Annotated in this window: 12 protein-coding genes; 5 read left to right on the forward strand and 7 right to left on the reverse strand. The window is 59.3% G+C overall.

The genetic code is table 11. From position 1 onward, the window contains the following. Nucleotides 1–10 precede the first annotated feature (10 nt). Nucleotides 11–3,112, forward strand: a complete 3,102-nt coding sequence (locus ACIOWE_RS12655) for a membrane-targeted effector domain-containing toxin (protein WP_401391606.1) — start codon at nt 11–13, stop codon at nt 3,110–3,112. 97 nt (nt 3,113–3,209) lie between these two features. Here ACIOWE_RS12655 and guaA read toward each other — a convergent pair whose 3' ends face one another. The 4 genes from guaA to ACIOWE_RS12675 form a co-directional block, all read right to left on the reverse strand. Further along, a complete protein-coding gene (gene guaA, locus ACIOWE_RS12660; RefSeq protein WP_007956663.1) occupies nt 3,210–4,787 on the reverse strand; it encodes a glutamine-hydrolyzing GMP synthase in 1,578 nt (525 codons plus the stop codon). A gap of 99 nt (nt 4,788–4,886) precedes the next feature. Further along, on the reverse strand, nt 4,887–6,356 hold the full coding sequence (gene guaB, locus ACIOWE_RS12665; RefSeq protein WP_201236930.1) for an IMP dehydrogenase: 1,470 nt from the start codon (nt 6,354–6,356) through the stop codon (nt 4,887–4,889). A gap of 115 nt (nt 6,357–6,471) precedes the next feature. Then, entirely contained in the window at nt 6,472–7,020 is a 549-nt protein-coding gene (locus ACIOWE_RS12670; protein WP_401391611.1) for a sugar ABC transporter ATPase, read from the reverse strand. 135 nt (nt 7,021–7,155) lie between these two features. Next, nucleotides 7,156–7,923 (reverse strand): sulfite exporter TauE/SafE family protein, encoded by a 768-nt coding sequence (locus tag ACIOWE_RS12675; protein ID WP_401391614.1) that lies wholly within the window; start codon nt 7,921–7,923, stop codon nt 7,156–7,158. Between the two features lie 100 nt (nt 7,924–8,023). On the opposite strand from ACIOWE_RS12675, the gene ACIOWE_RS12680 reads away from it, so the two are divergent. The 4 genes from ACIOWE_RS12680 to leuA all read left to right on the forward strand — a co-directional run bounded on the left by ACIOWE_RS12680 (nt 8,024) and on the right by leuA (nt 13,415). Further along, entirely contained in the window at nt 8,024–8,968 is a 945-nt protein-coding gene (locus ACIOWE_RS12680; RefSeq protein ID WP_401391617.1) for a LysR family transcriptional regulator, read from the forward strand. A gap of 99 nt (nt 8,969–9,067) precedes the next feature. Continuing rightward, complete coding sequence (xseA, locus tag ACIOWE_RS12685; protein WP_016984362.1) at nt 9,068–10,447, forward strand: exodeoxyribonuclease VII large subunit; 1,380 nt, start codon at nt 9,068–9,070, stop codon at nt 10,445–10,447. Between the two features lie 3 nt (nt 10,448–10,450). Then, nucleotides 10,451–11,272 carry a peptidoglycan DD-metalloendopeptidase family protein gene (locus tag ACIOWE_RS12690; RefSeq protein ID WP_401391620.1) on the forward strand — a complete coding sequence of 274 codons (822 nt, stop codon included), beginning with the start codon at nt 10,451–10,453 and terminating at the stop codon, nt 11,270–11,272. A gap of 463 nt (nt 11,273–11,735) precedes the next feature. Beyond that, a complete protein-coding gene (leuA, locus tag ACIOWE_RS12695) occupies nt 11,736–13,415 on the forward strand; it encodes a 2-isopropylmalate synthase (RefSeq protein ID WP_401391623.1) in 1,680 nt (559 codons plus the stop codon). 177 nt (nt 13,416–13,592) lie between these two features. Here leuA and ACIOWE_RS12700 read toward each other — a convergent pair whose 3' ends face one another. The 3 genes from ACIOWE_RS12700 to der all read right to left on the reverse strand — a co-directional run. Then, nucleotides 13,593–14,384: an amidohydrolase gene (locus ACIOWE_RS12700; RefSeq protein WP_401391626.1), complete on the reverse strand. Its 792-nt coding sequence runs from the start codon at nt 14,382–14,384 to the stop codon at nt 13,593–13,595. Beyond that, nucleotides 14,372–15,520: a pyridoxal phosphate-dependent aminotransferase gene (locus ACIOWE_RS12705; RefSeq protein ID WP_401391629.1), complete on the reverse strand. Its 1,149-nt coding sequence runs from the start codon at nt 15,518–15,520 to the stop codon at nt 14,372–14,374. The genes ACIOWE_RS12700 and ACIOWE_RS12705 overlap by 13 nt, the downstream gene beginning before the upstream one ends. A gap of 213 nt (nt 15,521–15,733) precedes the next feature. Beyond that, a partial coding sequence (gene der / locus ACIOWE_RS12710) for a ribosome biogenesis GTPase Der (RefSeq protein WP_401391633.1) occupies nt 15,734–17,093 on the reverse strand: 1,360 nt, incomplete at its 5' end.

Consider the following 17,093-nt stretch of genomic DNA (forward strand, 5'->3'; position numbering starts at 1 on the left):
GAAGAACTGCATGAACACAGCCGAACGCCACCTGCTGCCGAACGCAGCAGACAAGGCCAGCCTCAAGGCAATCGCTGCAACACTTGTACAAGCTTGTCCCGGCTTGCTGGAGACGGCCCGCGAAGTCGCCAGTGAGCTACTGACTGACAAAGGACTGTCGGGCATCGATCCGGACCGTGTCTATTTCCACCGATTCAGGACGGCGCAAAGCAGCGCTCTGACGTTTACCGGTTGGGAACACACACTGGAAAAACCTTACGAATCGTTGACCCTCACACAATTGGTGATCCATCGCTTTCGCGTGACCGATCAGGACAATGCAGACCTGCTGGGTCTGTACTGCGGCTTTTACACGGACGGGCCGCAGACCGAATCCTTCAATCAGAGCAATGAAGTACCACTGCTGGGCAGCGATGTTTTGAAGGCGTTCTGGAACGTCGATTTCAGCACGCGTTACACCCAGCAACTGAGCACTTTCTGGCAGGCCTCATCGGACAATTTCCGCACGCTGGCCAAGTGCAATTTTCTCAGTCTGGCGGTGAATGCGCTGCAAAAGGGGCACCTGGACGGCACTGATTTTCAGCGCGTGGTCAATTCAGTGATGGGTCCCATCACCTGGCCCGTGACCCTGCAAATACTGCAGTCGACTCACCCTGCAGGCAGTGAGGTGCGCGCGCTGGATATCGACGGCCACATCGCCGTCAATATCCTGCGCTTTGTTGAAGACAGCGGGCGGCAGACGCTGTATCTGCCGGGCGAGGCCCAAGCCTTTCATGTCATGGAGAACGAGGCGGCCCTGCACTGGTGGGTGCTTGAACAATTGAACAACGAGAAGCGCTGCAAGATTTTTCTCAACCACTTCTCCTTCGCTGACCGTCACGACATCAACGAGAACTTCACCGACCTGATGAATCGTCTGGTGAGCACGTGGGGTCATTCCGAGCATTATCTGATCAACAAGACCGACCTTGAAATCGGTCGTGATGCGTTCACCTGGCTACGCATTTCGGCCCGCCACTCGATGTCCGAGGAAGCCAGCCTGTCGCTGACGTCCAATGCTGATCTGCGCAAAAAAATGTGGAACGGTTATTTGAGTACCGGGCTGCGCATATTCAGTCCGATGGCGGCTGTTGGCTGGCCGCTGGCGCTGCCGGTCATCGGCGCCGGCATCGTCAACATGGGGCTCAATATCGATCAGGCCGTCAACGGCAGGACGGCAGCCGAACGCAAGGCCGGCGTCAAAGGCGCCGTGCTGAACGGCATCGAAATGCTGTTCAACGTGCCCTTCCTGAAAGGAACCGGCCCGATGCTGGAAGTCGGCCCACAAGTTGAATTTGCCGAAGCTGAAGAGATGGCCGGTCTGCTCGAGTTTCCCCCGGACGACGATCCTGCGCCCGCAGCGTCCGAACCAGTGTCGGCGGCGATTGAGGCAGAATTGAGCAACGAGACGGAACTCACCCCGACATCTGTCGAAGTCACTGCGCAGAGTGTCAGTGCAAGCCCCGGACCTCCGCCGATTCCTGCCCACTATCGTTGCAACGTGATACTTGATGGCCTCGTTGCGCAACGTGAACCAGGGAAATTTCAAGGCATCCATTCACTCAAGAGCGACCCGCCCTACGCCATCCAGCTTAATGACAATGCGTACTACGTGCGCTACTTCGCTGATACGCCGGACAGCGGCAACTGGGCAATCGTTGACCCTGAGCGGCCCAATCAGTTTGCCCACTCCTTGCCGGTACGCCTCAACGCCACCGGGCAGTGGGAACGCATGCAAGCACTGCGGCTGCGGGGGGGCGGCCAATGCCTTGGCAAAGAGTGCACCGTGCTCGTCGAACCCGCGGCATCTGAACCCGCACCTCTCGCGAACTCTCCAGCGGTCGAACCCCTCCCGGTCACCACACAAGCGGTTCGATCGTTGATAACGACTTACGACATCCCTCTCGCGGAAAGAGCCGTGTTGAGGCGTTGGGCTTTGAATCTGCCTGACAATCGGCCTCAAAGCGCTCCCAATCCAGCGGGCCATCTGAATATCGAAGACCCGTTTACGGCGCTTGTGGCATACAAACGAAAGCTGCTCCGGCAGGAGGCCCGAGTGTTTTTTTCAGATGTCTCCTGGGCCAACTTGCCTCCCCGCCCGGTGATACCCGAAGTCACCCCGTTGATGCAGACGAGCGTACTGCTGGATAGCCTCTATGCAAACGCGCCGGGTCTGGTGGTGGGTGAAACTCTGGATCGCATCACCAGCATGCGCTTCATGATCGACAACATGCCCGCCATCGCGCGACACGCCAAAGTTCTTTACCTGCGCGGTGTAGTCGGCGATTTCGCGCAAGCCGAACTGAACAGCTACTACACAACGGGCGAGATGTCCGCACCACTGAATGAATACCTGAGCAGTCTCGGCACAGACCCGGCCAGGCAGTTCGATACGCTGGAACTGGTCAAGGTTGCCCGAGCCAACAATGTTCGGGTCCAAGGGCTCGATTGCGTCGCCAGTTACAAGATGACAACGTCCTATCCGCCGCTCGAAGAGCAGAGAATGCGCACGCACTTGAGCAACATCATCCTTTGGCAGGACCAGTTCCTCAACCGACCCGGAAAATGGATCGCACTGACGTCTGCGCAGAACCTCAACACCTTCCGGGGACTGCCGGGAATCAGTGAATTGAAGGGCGGTATCGGGTTGCGGCTTGAAGAGGTCAATCCGGGCGAGCCGGCAGGGATCATCGTCGATCCGGGAATAGAGGCATTCCGTGGCCCCGGCGGCAACGGCGGGATGATGGCCGGGGGTTACGATAATTTATACGCAGACCTGCGCCTGCAGATAGAAGCGCCACCCGTGATCTGGCAGGAGGATAGCCTGCAACGTCTGCTGCACCGCAGTGGCATGTACCTGTTCGAAAAATCGACTGGCGGCTACGCGCTAGTGCATCGCAGCCGGCAGGGCCTTATTGTCCGTACACCTGTTGAAGATTTCGGAGATGGCCGGATCACCATCCATGTTCCCTCCTGGCCCCGTATCAATGACATCCCGTTTGTCGATGTCCAGGCGCTTTCTCGGCGACTGACAGAAACAGGACTGACACTGCAAAGTCGCGTGCCTGACTGACCGGCTTTTTTGCGTCCGGCAAACGAAAAAGCCGCAACGTATTTTCATACGTTGCGGCTTGCGGTGTGATCAGTGACGCCTTTTCAAGAAGGTCACATCACTCCCACTCAATGGTCGCCGGTGGCTTGCTCGACACGTCGTAAGTGACGCGGGAGATGCCTTCGATTTCATTGATGATGCGGCCGGATACGGTTTCCAGCAGTTCGTAAGGCAGGTGAGCCCAACGTGCGGTCATGAAGTCGATGGTTTCCACGGCACGCAGGGCCACGACCCAGGCGTAACGACGACCATCGCCAACCACGCCAACCGATTTCACTGGCTGGAACACTACGAAGGCCTGGCTGACTTTGTGGTACCAGTCGGCTTTGCGCAGTTCTTCGATGAAGATGTGGTCGGCACGACGCAGCAGGTCGGCGTATTCCTTCTTCACTTCACCGAGGATCCGCACGCCCAGGCCCGGGCCCGGGAACGGGTGACGGTAGACCATGTCGTACGGCAGGCCCAGTTCCAGGCCCAGTCGACGGACTTCGTCCTTGAACAGCTCGCGCAGTGGCTCGACCAGTTTCAGGTTCATCTCTTCCGGCAGGCCGCCCACGTTGTGGTGCGACTTGATCACGTGCGCCTTGCCGCTTTTCGCGCCAGCCGACTCGATCACGTCCGGGTAGATGGTGCCCTGGGCGAGGTACTTGATGTTTTCCAGTTTGTTCGACTGGGCATCGAATACGTCGATGAAGGTACGGCCGATGATTTTGCGTTTCTTCTCTGGATCAGCTTCGCCGGCCAGGTTGTTCAGGAACTGATCTTCAGCGTTGGCGCGGATGACTTTGACGCCCATGTTCTCGGCGAACATGGCCATCACTTGCTCGCCTTCGTGCAGACGCAGCAGGCCGTTGTCGACGAAGACGCAAGTCAGTTGATCGCCAATGGCTTTGTGCAGCAGCGCGGCAACTACCGAGGAGTCAACGCCGCCGGACAGACCCAGCAGCACGTTGTCGGTGCCGACCTGGGCGCGGATGTTGGCGATGGCGTCTTCAGCGATTTTCGACGGGGTCCACAGGGCTTCACAGCCGCAGATGTCGAGAACGAAGCGCGACAGGATGCGACCGCCCTGCTTGGTGTGGGTCACTTCCGGGTGGAACTGCACGCCGTAGTAAGCACGCTCGTCGTTGAACATGCCGGCGATCGGGCAGCTCGGGGTGCTGGCGAGGATGTGGAAGTCTTCCGGCATCTTGGTGACTTTGTCACCGTGGCTCATCCATACGTCGAGGCCGAACAGGCCGTCGGCGTCGATGTGGTCTTCGATGCCGTCGAGCAGACGGCTCTTGCCGACCACGTCAACGCGGGCGTAACCGAACTCACGCAGTTCGGAACCTTCAACCTTGCCGCCCAGTTGCTCGGCCATGGTCTGCATGCCGTAGCAGATACCGAAGACCGGCACGCCCAGGTCAAAAACTGCCTGCGGGCAACGCGGGCTGTTGGCTTCGTGTACGGACTCGGGGCCGCCGGCGAGGATGACGCCTTTTGGAGCGAATTCGCGGATCGCATCTTCGTCCATGTCGAACGGGTGCAGTTCGCAGTACACACCGATCTCACGCACGCGGCGGGCGATCAGTTGGGTGTATTGCGAACCGAAGTCGAGGATCAGGATGCGGTGAGCGTGAATGTCGAGGGCCATGATTCAGTCTCGTCTAAGTAATTCAGAAACAGTCGTGATTCAGAAACAACTCGGGGCTGAATAAAACAGCCCCGGTTGCTTAACGATTTGCTTGAAGGCTCAACCTACGCGGTAGTTTGGCGCTTCTTTGGTGATCTGCACGTCGTGAACGTGGGATTCGGCCATACCGGCGCCGGTGATCCGCACGAACTCAGGCTTGGTGCGCATTTCTTCGATGTTGGCGCTGCCGGTGTAACCCATCGAGGAACGCAGGCCGCCCATCAACTGGTGAATGATCGCGCTCAGGGTACCTTTGTAAGGTACGCGGCCTTCGATGCCTTCCGGAACGAGTTTCTCGGCACCGGCCGAGGAGTCCTGGAAGTAACGGTCGGAAGAGCCTTGAGCCTGGGACATGGCGCCCAGCGAGCCCATGCCGCGATAAGCCTTGTACGAACGGCCCTGGAACAGTTCGATCTCGCCCGGCGCTTCTTCAGTACCGGCGAACATCGAGCCCATCATCACGCAGGAAGCACCGGCCACGATGGCCTTGGACAGGTCACCGGAGAAACGGATGCCGCCGTCGGCGATCAACGGCACGCCGGTGCCTTCAAGGGCAGCGGCGACGTTGGCGATGGCACTGATTTGCGGAACGCCGACACCGGCGACGATACGGGTGGTGCAGATCGAGCCTGGGCCGATACCGACCTTGACTGCGTCAGCGCCTGCTTCGGCCAGAGCCTTGGCAGCGGCGCCGGTGGCGATGTTGCCGCCGATCACCTGCACTTCAGGGAAATTCTGTTTGACCCAGCGAACTCGGTCGATCACGCCTTTGGAATGACCGTGAGCGGTGTCGACCACCACCACGTCCACACCGGCATTGACCAGGGCGGCGACGCGGTCACCGGTGTCTTTACCGGTACCGACAGCAGCACCAACGCGCAGACGACCTTGATCGTCCTTGCTGGCCAGCGGGTAGGCTTTGGCTTTTTCGATGTCTTTGACGGTCATCATGCCTTTGAGGGCAAACTTGTCGTCAACGATCAGAACTTTTTCCAGACGGTGCTTGTGCAGCAACTCGCGGACTTCGTTCTTGTCGGCGCCTTCACGCACGGTGACCAGACGCTCTTTAGGCGTCATCACTTCACGTACGGTGGCTTCCAGACGGGTTTCGAAACGTACGTCACGGGAAGTGACGATGCCGACCAGGTCGCCATCGTGCAGTACCGGAACGCCGGAAATGTTGTGCATGCGGGTCAATTCGAACAGATCACGAACCGTGGCATCTGCCTCGATGGTGATCGGATCCTTGACGACGCCGGCTTCGAACTTCTTGACCTTGCGAACTTCGGCAGCTTGCTGCTCGATGGTCATGTTCTTGTGGATAATGCCGATGCCACCTTCCTGAGCCATGGCGATTGCCAGACGGGCTTCAGTAACGGTGTCCATTGCAGCAGAAACCAGAGGAATGTTCAGCTCGATGCCACGGGTAAGGCGGGTCTTGAGACTGACTTCGTTAGGAAGCACCTCGGAATAACCAGGCACTAGGAGAATGTCGTCGAATGTCAGAGCTTCTTGGCTGATACGCAGCATCGCGGGGGCTCCCGAGCGGGAAAATGGAAGCGCGCCATTATAGTCAGACACCCCCTGCTGTTCAATGTAAAACTCAGCTTAATATCAATGTTGCTGATGTACGGGGATCCCGGCCCTACAGCTCCACCTTGACCCAAGAGACAGGTTGATCGAGCCAATCGGCGAATTCGTCGATGAAGCTTTGCTTGAAACCTGCTTCCAGCCAGTTGTTGAAGATGAAGCCAAGGTTGGAAAACGCGCATTCCTGCAAATACAGAAAACCGTTGATGTCGTCTTCATGCCCGCATTCGGGGCAGGTGAAGTTATCGGTGCGCCCTGGCATCCAGTCTTCGAGGCTGTCGAACAGCGCTTCACCTACTTCCCGGCGACACTCGGCGCAACCGGCTTCTTCGAGAAAGCCCTTGGCCGGGGTATAGATGCAGCGTTTGGTGACGATCTCCAGGCCGTTGATCGGCTCACCGAATGGCAACGCCTGTGGATGCAGCACCACGGCACGCGCACCATCGGCAATCGCGTAAGCCATGCGGCTGCCAGTGCGGCCACAGGTCGTCAGCTCTTCTTTGATGATGTTTTTGCGCACCAGCCAGCGCACGATCGCCCGGGCCCGGGGTTCGTGGACCGGCAGGGTGGAAATTTTCGGCACGATGATGCTTTGCGAATTCATGGAAAGTCCTGCGGTATGGCTTCTGACGCCTTCGCGAGCAGGCTCGCTCCCACAAGGATTGCATTCCCATGTAGGAGCGAGCCTGCTCGCGAAGAGGCCCTAAAGGCCGGCAGCTTAATCCCTGACGAAATCCGGTCAAGTGCTGAAATAGCGCAGGATCAGGGCAATCCCGCTCGCCAGCACCAGCCACGTCACCAGCCGCACAAACGCCTCACGAGACAAGCGCATGGTCAACCGCCGCCCAATCCACAACCCCAGCGCCATGGCCGGCAACAGACACAGCGCCAACATCAACAAGGGTAGCTCGGCATACACACCGGCGATGGCAAACAGGCTCAAACGCACCACCGTGCTGCAACTGATCAGCGCACTTTGCGTGGCCCGCGCCGCGTCTTTAGGCAAACGGCTGTTGAGATAGATCGCATATAAAAAGCCGCCACTGCCAAACAGCGCCCCGAACAGCCCGCCGATCGTGCCCATCGGCACCGCCCACGCCGCTGACAATTGTGCCGGCCGCGCTTTGACCCACAGGCTGTAAACCGCATAAGCGCTGATGAACAGCCCCATCAACAGCAACAACAGATCGGATTTGAGGTTGAGCAGGAAGATCACCCCCAACGTACAACCCACTGCCATGCACGGCAGCAACCGCAGCAATTCGGGTTTGGCCACGTCCTTGCGCGACGGCAGCAGATTGCCGAACGCCGCAACGAAATCCAGCAACACCAGCAACGGCACGATTTTCGACAACGGCATAAACACAATCAGAATTGGCCCCGCCACCAGCGCCGTGCCAAATCCGGCGATGCCGAACACGATATAGGCCAGTGCGATTACCAGGCAGATAACCGCCCAGCCCTCGACGCCCCACGCCCATTCATTCAACAGCCCCAGCACACTCATCGCCACGCATCCTTTATTGACCTGAGATGACTTTAGCCAGCGCCGAGGGTTGCGACTAATATCTTCAAAGCCGACCACCCATCTCGAAAAGGCATACCTCGTGCTTTCAACCCGCCAACTGCGTTACTTCGTGGAAATCGCCGAATGCGGCAGTTTCAGTGCCGCTGCCGAGCGCCTGTTCATCGCTCAATCGGCATTGAGCCGACAGGTCAAAGACATGGAGACGCGACTGCAAACGCCGCTGTTCGAACGCACTGCGCGCCAGCCTCGACTCACTGCAGCGGGCGAAGCATTTTTGCCGCGCGCGAGGAATCTGCTCAACGAGCTGAACAAGGCCAGCGCCATGGCCACCGAGGTCGGTAACGGCCAGCTTGGGACATTGCGCCTGAGTCATTCGAGCACCGTACCGATCAGTGGGCGTCTGCTGCGTGACATCAGTCGCTACCTCGATCAGCAACAAGGTGTGTCGCTGGACATCGGCAAACTGTCTTCGGAAGCGCAGCTTGAGGAGCTGGCCGAGGGGCGCCTCGATATTGGCTTGCTGCGCCTGCCCGTGCTGCGTCAGCGCGAAGGTATTCAGATTGTGCCGCTGTTTACTGAGCGCTTGCTGCTGGCGGTTCCGGCCGATCATCAATTGGCATCAGCGCACTCGGTCGATCTTGCGCAACTCAAGGACGAAGCGTTCATCTCCATCCCGCATCCACAGCGCGGCGGCCTCAGCTATTTATGCGCCGACCTGTGCATGCGTGAGGGCTTTTTCCCGAAAGCGGCGCGGGTGATGTCGCGCAAGACCACGCAATTGCAGTTGATTCAGGCCGGATTCGGCATCGCCCTGCTGCCGGAATCGATGCAGGACCTCGCCCCGCCCGGCGTGCGATTCCTGCCGCTGGCCAATGCCGACTGCCACAGCACCGTCGCCCTCGCCTACCGCCAGAATCCTTCCCCGCTGATCCAACAGTTCATCCAGACCTTCACCAATCCCTCTTGTGGGAGCGAGCCTGCTCGCGAAAGCGGTCTGTCAGCCACTGAAGATATCCAGGGATAAGATGCCTTCGTCGGATCGCCGCCCGGAGCAGGCTCGCTCCCACAGGGTTTTGTGTTGTGTCATGGTGATTCGACGACGAATGCCTTTAAACTGCGCCCCATGATTAAAGATCCCTTTGCAAGACTTGGCCTGGACCGTGAAGTCCTGACCGTCAGCCAGCTCAACGGCCGTGCGCGGGTGTTGCTCGAAGACGTGTTCAGCAACATCTGGGTAGAAGGCGAAATCTCCAACCTCGCCCGCCCCGCGTCCGGGCACATCTATTTCACGCTCAAGGACAGTGGCGCCCAAGTGCGTTGCGCGCTGTTCCGGCAGAACGCGGCGCGCGTGCGTCAGGCGCTGAAGGACGGCCTGGCGGTGAAAGTGCGCGGCAAGGTCTCGCTGTTCGAGGGCCGTGGCGACTATCAGCTGATTCTCGACACCGTCGAACCTGCCGGTGACGGTGCGTTGCGTCTGGCCTTCGATGCGCTGAAGGAAAAGCTCAGTGCTGAAGGCCTGTTCAGCGCCGAACGCAAAGTGCCGCTGCCGGCGCATCCGCAGCGCATCGGCATCATCAGCTCGCCGACCGGTGCGGTGATTCGCGACATCATCAGCGTGTTCCGCCGCCGTGCGCCGCAGGTTCAACTGACGTTGATTCCGACCGCCGTGCAGGGTCGCGAAGCCACGGCACAAATCGTCCGCGCCCTGAAAATGGCCGATGCCCGCGGCTTTGATGCGTTGATCCTCGCCCGTGGCGGCGGCTCGCTGGAAGACCTCTGGTGCTTCAACGAAGAGGCCGTGGCCCGTGCAGTCGATGCCTGCGTAACGCCGATTGTCAGCGCTGTCGGCCATGAAACCGACGTGTCGATCAGCGACTTTGTCGCCGACGTTCGCGCACCGACGCCCTCCGCCGCCGCCGAGTTGCTCGCACCCGACTCCAGCCATTTGATCCGTCAGGTGGAAAGCCTGCATCGCCGTCTGGTGATGCGCATGCGTGACCGTTTGATGCGTGATCGCCTGCGTCTTGAAGGCATGGCCCGACGTCTGCGTCATCCCGGTGAACGTCTGCGCCAGCAGGCTCAGCGTCTGGATGATCTGGACATGCGCATGCGCCGCGCGTTCGAACGTCATCTGAACACGCGCCGCGAACGCCTGATTCGCCTGGAAACGCGCCTTGCCGGGCAACATCCGGGACGGCAACTGGCGATGCTGCGCCAACGTCTCGACAGTCTCGCCGAACGCCTGCCCCGCGCCATGCGCGAAGGCCTGAAAAACCGCCGTCTGCAATTGCACAGTCAGATGCAGACGCTGCATGTGGTCAGCCCCTTGGCGACCCTCGGCCGTGGTTACAGCATCCTGCTCGACGAGCGCGGCCATGCGATCCGCAACGCCGCACAGACTCACACCGGTCAGCGTCTGAAGGCCAAGCTCGGCGAAGGCGAACTGCAAGTTCGCGTCGAGGACAATCACCTGACGCCCGTCACCCTCTCTTTACTGGACTGATCCATGCCGCGTTTTCTGGCTTCACTGTTTTTGTTGTGCCTGACCTTCAACGCCCACGCCGAAAGTTACATCACCCGGCTGCTGAACAAACCGGTGCCGGGCGGTGTGGCGGTGGTTGATCTGGGCGTTGCCGCTCAAGCGCCAAAAGCCACGTATCAGGGCAAACCGGTGCTGGTGGTGAAAGAGCAGAACAATTGGCTGGCGATTGTTGGCGTGCCGCTGACGGTCAAACCGGGCTCACAGCAGATCAGCAGTGGCGGACGCAATGTGCCGTTCATCGTTGGCAACAAGAAATACCCGGAACAGCGCATCACCCTGAAGAACACCCAGCAGGTCAACCCGAACCCGGCCAACCTCAAGCGCATCGAGGGTGAGCTGGCCGAGCAGATCAAGGCTTACCGCAGCTTCAGCCCGAATACCCCGAGCAATCTGCTGCTGGACAAACCGGTCAACGGGCCGCTGTCGAGCAAGTTCGGCGTACGCCGCTTCTTCAACGGTGAAGAGCGCAATCCCCATGCCGGCCTCGACTTCGCAGTGCCGGCAGGCACACCGATCAAGACTCCGGCGGCGGGCAAAGTGATTCTGACCGGCAACTATTTTTTCAACGGCAACACGGTGTTTGTCGATCATGGCCAAGGCTTTATCAGCATGTTCTGCCATATGTCGAAGATTGATGTGAAGGTCGGCGATCAGCTGGCGCGTGGCGCGGTCGTCGGCAAGGTGGGTTCGACTGGCCGGGCGACCGGACCGCACATGCACTGGAATATCAGCCTGAATGATGCGCGGGTGGATCCGGCGATTTTCATTGGTGCCTTTCAACCTTGAATATGTGTTGAGGCGACCGGCCTCTTCGCGAGCAGGCTCGCTCCCACACTCGATCTTATTAACAACAAAGATCCCCTGTGGGAGCGAGCCTGCTCGCGAAGGCGGCCTGTACAACACCGCAATACTCAATGAATTCCCAAAAAATCAATTGCGCCTCAACCGAACCTCACGCAAAAAACCAGACAATCACCTTTATTACGCACAATAAAATCGCGCAAAACCCCGCTTTTCGAGTATTCCTCTCAATTTTTTTCGACTGCTTGCCATCCTCCCCACCCGCGGTTAGGGTTGAAGGCATGAAAACCTCTCACACCCTTATTCAGCTTCGCCAGCACCGCAGCCTGTGCCTCGTCAGCGCACGACTGCCGGGCTGAATCGCTGCGCCTCGTCCCACGCTTTTCCAAGAACATTCGTTCCACCGGCAGGCCGCCTCTTTTCGGCCCAGACAATAAGGAATTTCCCGATGAGCATGCTCAAAGATCCATCTTCGAAATACCGCGCATTCCCCGTCATCAATCTGCCGGATCGCACCTGGCCGTCGAAAACCATCGATGCCGCGCCGATCTGGTGCAGCTCTGACTTGCGTGACGGCAACCAGTCGTTGATCGAGCCGATGGACGCGGTGAAAAAGCTGCGTTTCTGGAAGACGCTGGTGCAGGTCGGTGTGAAAGAGATCGAAGCTTCGTTCCCGGCCGCTTCGCAAACCGACTTCGACTTCGTGCGTACACTCATCGAAGAAGGCCACATCCCGGACGACACCACCATTCAGGTGCTGACTCAGGGCCGTGAAGACTTGATCGAGCGCACCTTCGAATCCCTGCGCGGGGCGAAAAAAGCCATCGTTCACCTGTACAACGCGACCTCGCCGTCGTTCCGCCGCATTGTCTTCAATCAGGACAAGGACGGTATCAAGGCCATCGCGGTCAACGCCGCCAAGCTGTTCGTCAAATACGCAGCGATGCAGCCGGACACCGAGTGGACTTTCGAATACTCGCCGGAAACCTTCAGCGCCACCGAACTGGAATTCGCCAAGGAAGTCTGTGACGCCGTGATCGAGGTCTGGAACCCGACGCCTGAGCACAAAATCATCCTCAACCTGCCGGCCACCGTTGAATGCGCAACGCCAAACGTCTACGCCGACCAGATTGAGTGGTTCCACCGCAACATCAACCGCCGTGACAGCGTGCTCATCAGTCTGCACACCCACAACGACCGTGGCACTGGCGTGGCCGCCACCGAGCTGGGCCTGATGGCCGGCGCCGATCGCGTCGAGGGCTGCCTGTTCGGCAACGGCGAGCGTACCGGTAACGTCGACCTCGTCACCGTGGCTCTGAACATGTACACCCAGGGCCTCGACCCGCAACTGGACTTCTCTGACATCGACGGCGTGCGCAAAGTCGTCGAAGAGTGCAACCAGATTCAGGTTCACCCACGTCACCCGTACGTCGGCGACCTGGTTCACACCGCATTCTCCGGCTCCCACCAGGACGCGATTCGCAAGGGCTTCGCCCAGCAGAAATCCGACGCGCTGTGGGAAGTGCCGTACTTGCCGATCGACCCGGCCGATATCGGTCGCAGCTACGAGGCGGTGATCCGCGTCAACAGCCAGTCGGGCAAGGGTGGCATCGCCTACTTGCTGGAGCAGGAATACGGCATCAGCCTGCCGCGTCGCATGCAGATCGAGTTCAGCCAGGTCGTGCAGCGTGAAACCGACCGCCTCGGCCTGGAAATGACCGCCAAGCAGATCCACTCGCTGTTGATCAGCGAATACCTGCAAGCCAACACCCCGTACGCGCTGGTCAGCCATCGCCTGCAGGAAGAAAACGGCAACAGCAATGTTGAAGTGGAAGTCGCAAGCAAGGGTCAGGGCGAAACCAACCTGCACTGGCGCGGCAAAGGCAACGGTGCGCTGGAAGCACTGGTGGCCGGCCTGCCGATTCCGGTGGAGATCATGGACTACAACGAACACGCAATCGGTGCGGGCACCAACGCCAAGGCTGCGGCCTACATCGAACTGCGTGTGAACGGCGAGCGCGCGGTACACGGCGTGGGCATCGATGAAAACATCACCACGGCCAGCTTCAAGGCACTGTTCAGTGCACTGAACCGCTCGTTGAGCCAGCCGGAAGCGAAAGCGGCTTAAGCTGTCGCTGAAATGCAAAAGGCCCCGGAGTGCGAACTCCGGGGCCTTTTTTTGCCTGATGGTTTTTTACCGATTTAAAAGCCCCCTTCGCGAGCAGGCTCGCTCCCACAGGAGTCGCGTTTCAAATGTGGGAGCGAGCCTGCTCGCGAAAGCGGCCTGCCCGCCATCGCATCAATATCAGGTGAACTCGAACGTGTCCGCGTCCAGATTCGCCGGGAAGCGCTCGCGATAAGCGGCCAGCGGCGCCGCCTCAAGAACAGCCTTGAACACGCCGTCCGCCTCTCCCGCCGCCAGCAACATCTCGCCCTGGAAATCCAGCACCTGACTGTCTCCGGTGTAGGCGAAGCCCTTGCCGTCGGTCCCCACACGATTTACTGCTGCCACGTAGCAGAGGTTTTCGATAGCTCGCGCAGGTAGCAGACGATTCCAGTGCAGACGCCGAGCCCCCGGCCAGTTGGCGGTGTACAGCAGCAGATCGGTGTCTTGCGCATCACGACTCCACACCGGGAAACGCAGGTCGTAGCAAATCAGCGGACGAATCCGCCAGCCCTTGAGCTCGAACTGCACTTGACGCTCGCCCGGGGTGTAATGGTTGTGCTCGCCGGCCATGCGAAACAGATGACGCTTGTCGTAGTGCAGCACCTCACCATCGGGGCGCGCCCACAGCAGGCGATTGCGATGGCTGCCGTCAGCCGCCTGAATGATCACGCTGCCGGTGATGACCGCATTCAGTTTTGCCGCTTGAGCCTTCAGCCATTTGCTGGTCGGGCCGTTTTCGGCTTCGGCGAGAGTTTCCGACTCCATGGAGAAACCGGTGGTGAACATTTCCGGCAGGATAATCAGATCCGCCCCACGCGCCTGTTCCAGCAACGCGTCGAAGTGCTCAAGGTTGGCCTGACGGTCGTGCCAGGCCAGACTGGTCTGGATCAACGCCAGATTGAGGTCGGGTAACGTACTCAAATCGCGCATAGTTTTGCCGCCGCTTCGCGCAGCGTCTCCTCGCGTTTGGCGAAGCACAGGCGCACGAGGCGCTGGCCTTCAGGTGGGTTCTGATAGAACACCGACACCGGAATACTCGCCACACCGTGTTCGCGGGTCATCCACATCGCCATCTCGACGTCGTTCAAGTCCGGGCGGATCTGCGAGTAATCGACCAGTTGGAAATAGGTACCGGTGACACGAGTGAAGGTGAACCGCGACGGTGCCAGCAGATCGCAGAACAAGTCACGCTTGGCCTGATAGAAACCCGGCAACTCTTCGACGTGCTCAGGATGCTCGGCCATGTAATCGGCCAAGGCGTATTGCAGCGGGGTAACACCGCAGAAACTGACGTACTGGTGCACCTTGCGCAACTCGGCGGTCAGCGCGGGGGGCGCGACGACGTAACCGGTTTTCCAGCCAGTGACGTGGTAGGTCTTGCCAAACGAACTGACCACGAACGCACGCTGATACAGCTCTTCATGGGCCAGCACACTGACATGCGGCACGCCGTCGAACACCAGGTGTTCGTAGACTTCGTCGCTGATCAGGTAGATGTCGCGATCGCGGATCAGTGCCGCCAGTTGATCGAGTTCTGCACGGCTTATCAGGGCGCCGCTCGGATTATGCGGGGTGTTGAGGACGATCATTTTCGTCCGTGGCGTCAGCGCAGCAGCAAGCTTGTCGAAATCGATGGAGAAATTGTCAGGCCGCAGTTGCACATGCACGCAACGACCGCCCGCCAACTCGGTCGCCGGTTCGTAGCTGTCGTAGCACGGATCGAACACGATGACTTCGTCGCCGCTGTGGATAACCGCCTGAATCGCACAGAAGATCGCCTGGGTGGCGCCCGGCGTCACCGTCACTTCGGTGTCGGCATCCACCTTCACGCCGTAGCTGCGAGCGATCTTCGCCGCAATCTGCTCACGCAGTGCCGGCAGGCCGGTCATCGGCGAATACTGGTTATGGCCACTGGCAATGTGCCGACCTACCGCGTCGCGCAAGGACTGCGGGCCGTCGAAATCAGGGAAACCCTGGGACAGGTTGATGGCTCCGGTCTGCGCCGCGAGCTGAGACATCTGCGTGAAAATAGTGATGCCGACATTCGGCAGCTTACTGGTGATCATCGGGGGTTCCCTGCTCAACACCCGGCTCTGACGGCGGCGCGGGAGAGCCCGAGGATAGCCCATCCGGCGCCCATAAAAAAAGGGCGCTCATTTGAGCACCCTTCTTATTGCCGACCCCTGTAGGAGCTGCCGCAGGCTGCGATCTTTTGATCTTGTCTTTAAAGCAAAATCAAAAGATCGCAGCCTGCGGCAGCTCCTACATGAAGTGATGAATCACTTCTTGTCGCGGCGTTTTTTGTCGGCTTTCTTGTGGTGCGACATCAAACGACGCTTCTTGTTGACCTGGCGGTCGGTCAGCGTGGTTTTGTTGCCTTCGTACGGGTTCTCGCCCCCCTTGAACTCGATGCGGATCGGCGTACCGACCAGCTTCAGCACACGGCGATAGGTGTTCTCCAGATAGCGCACATACGACTTCGGCACTTTCTCGATCTGGTTACCGTGGATCACGATGATCGGCGGGTTCGCGCCACCCAGGTGAGCGTAACGCAGCTTGATCCGGCGGTTGTTGACCATCGGTGGCGCGTGCTCGCCAACCGCATCTTCGAGAATCTGGGTCAGACGGTTGGTCGGCCAGCGGGTGACCGCCGACTTGAACGAGTTCTGCACGGAAGCGTAGAGGTTACCCACGCCAGTACCGTGCAGTGCCGAGATGAAGTGGATGTCGGCGTAGTCGACGAAGAACAGTCGACGTTGCAGCTCGACCTTCACGTAGTCGCGCTCGCTCGGCGTCATGCCGTCCCACTTGTTGATCGCGATAACCAGCGCACGACCCGACTCGATGGCGAAGCCCAACAGGTTGAGGTCGTGATCGACCACACCTTCGCGGGCGTCCATCACGAAGATCACCACGTTGGCGTCTTTGATCGCCTGCAGGGTTTTGACCACGGAGAACTTTTCGACTTCTTCGTGGATCTTGCCGCGCTTGCGCACACCGGCGGTGTCGATCAGCGTGTACTTCTCTTCATTCCGTTCGAACGGGATGTAGATACTGTCACGCGTGGTGCCGGGTTGGTCGTAGACGATTACCCGGTCTTCACCGAGCATGCGGTTGACCAACGTCGATTTGCCGACGTTCGGACGGCCGATGATAGCGATCTTGATCCCGTCTTTTTCGCTTGGGCCTGGAATGCGCTTGGCTTCCTCGCCTTCGGCAACGATCTCTTCCTCTTCGCCTTCAGCAGGCTCGTCATCATCACGCGGGAAATCGCCCAGGGCGGCTTCCAGCAATTGAGTGATGCCGCGACCGTGAGCACCCGCGATCGGAATCGCGTGGCCCATACCCAGCGGGGCGAACTCGGCGCGGGCCATTTCCGGGTCGATGTTGTCGACCTTGTTGGCAACCACGTGGGAACGCTTGTTACGTTTGCGCAGGTGCTCGGCGATCATCTGGTCGGCGGCGGTAAAACCGGCCTTGGCATCTACCAGGAACAGCACAACATCTGCTTCTTCAATGGCCAGCAGCGACTGCTCGGCCATTTTTTCGTCCATACCGTGCTCGTCACCGGAGATACCGCCGGTGTCGATCAGAATGTAAGAACGCCCTTGCCACTTGGCCTCACCGTACTGGCGATCA

Source organism: Pseudomonas sp. NPDC087598, from assembly GCF_044743525.1.
Classification (GTDB): Bacteria; Pseudomonadota; Gammaproteobacteria; order Pseudomonadales; family Pseudomonadaceae; genus Aquipseudomonas.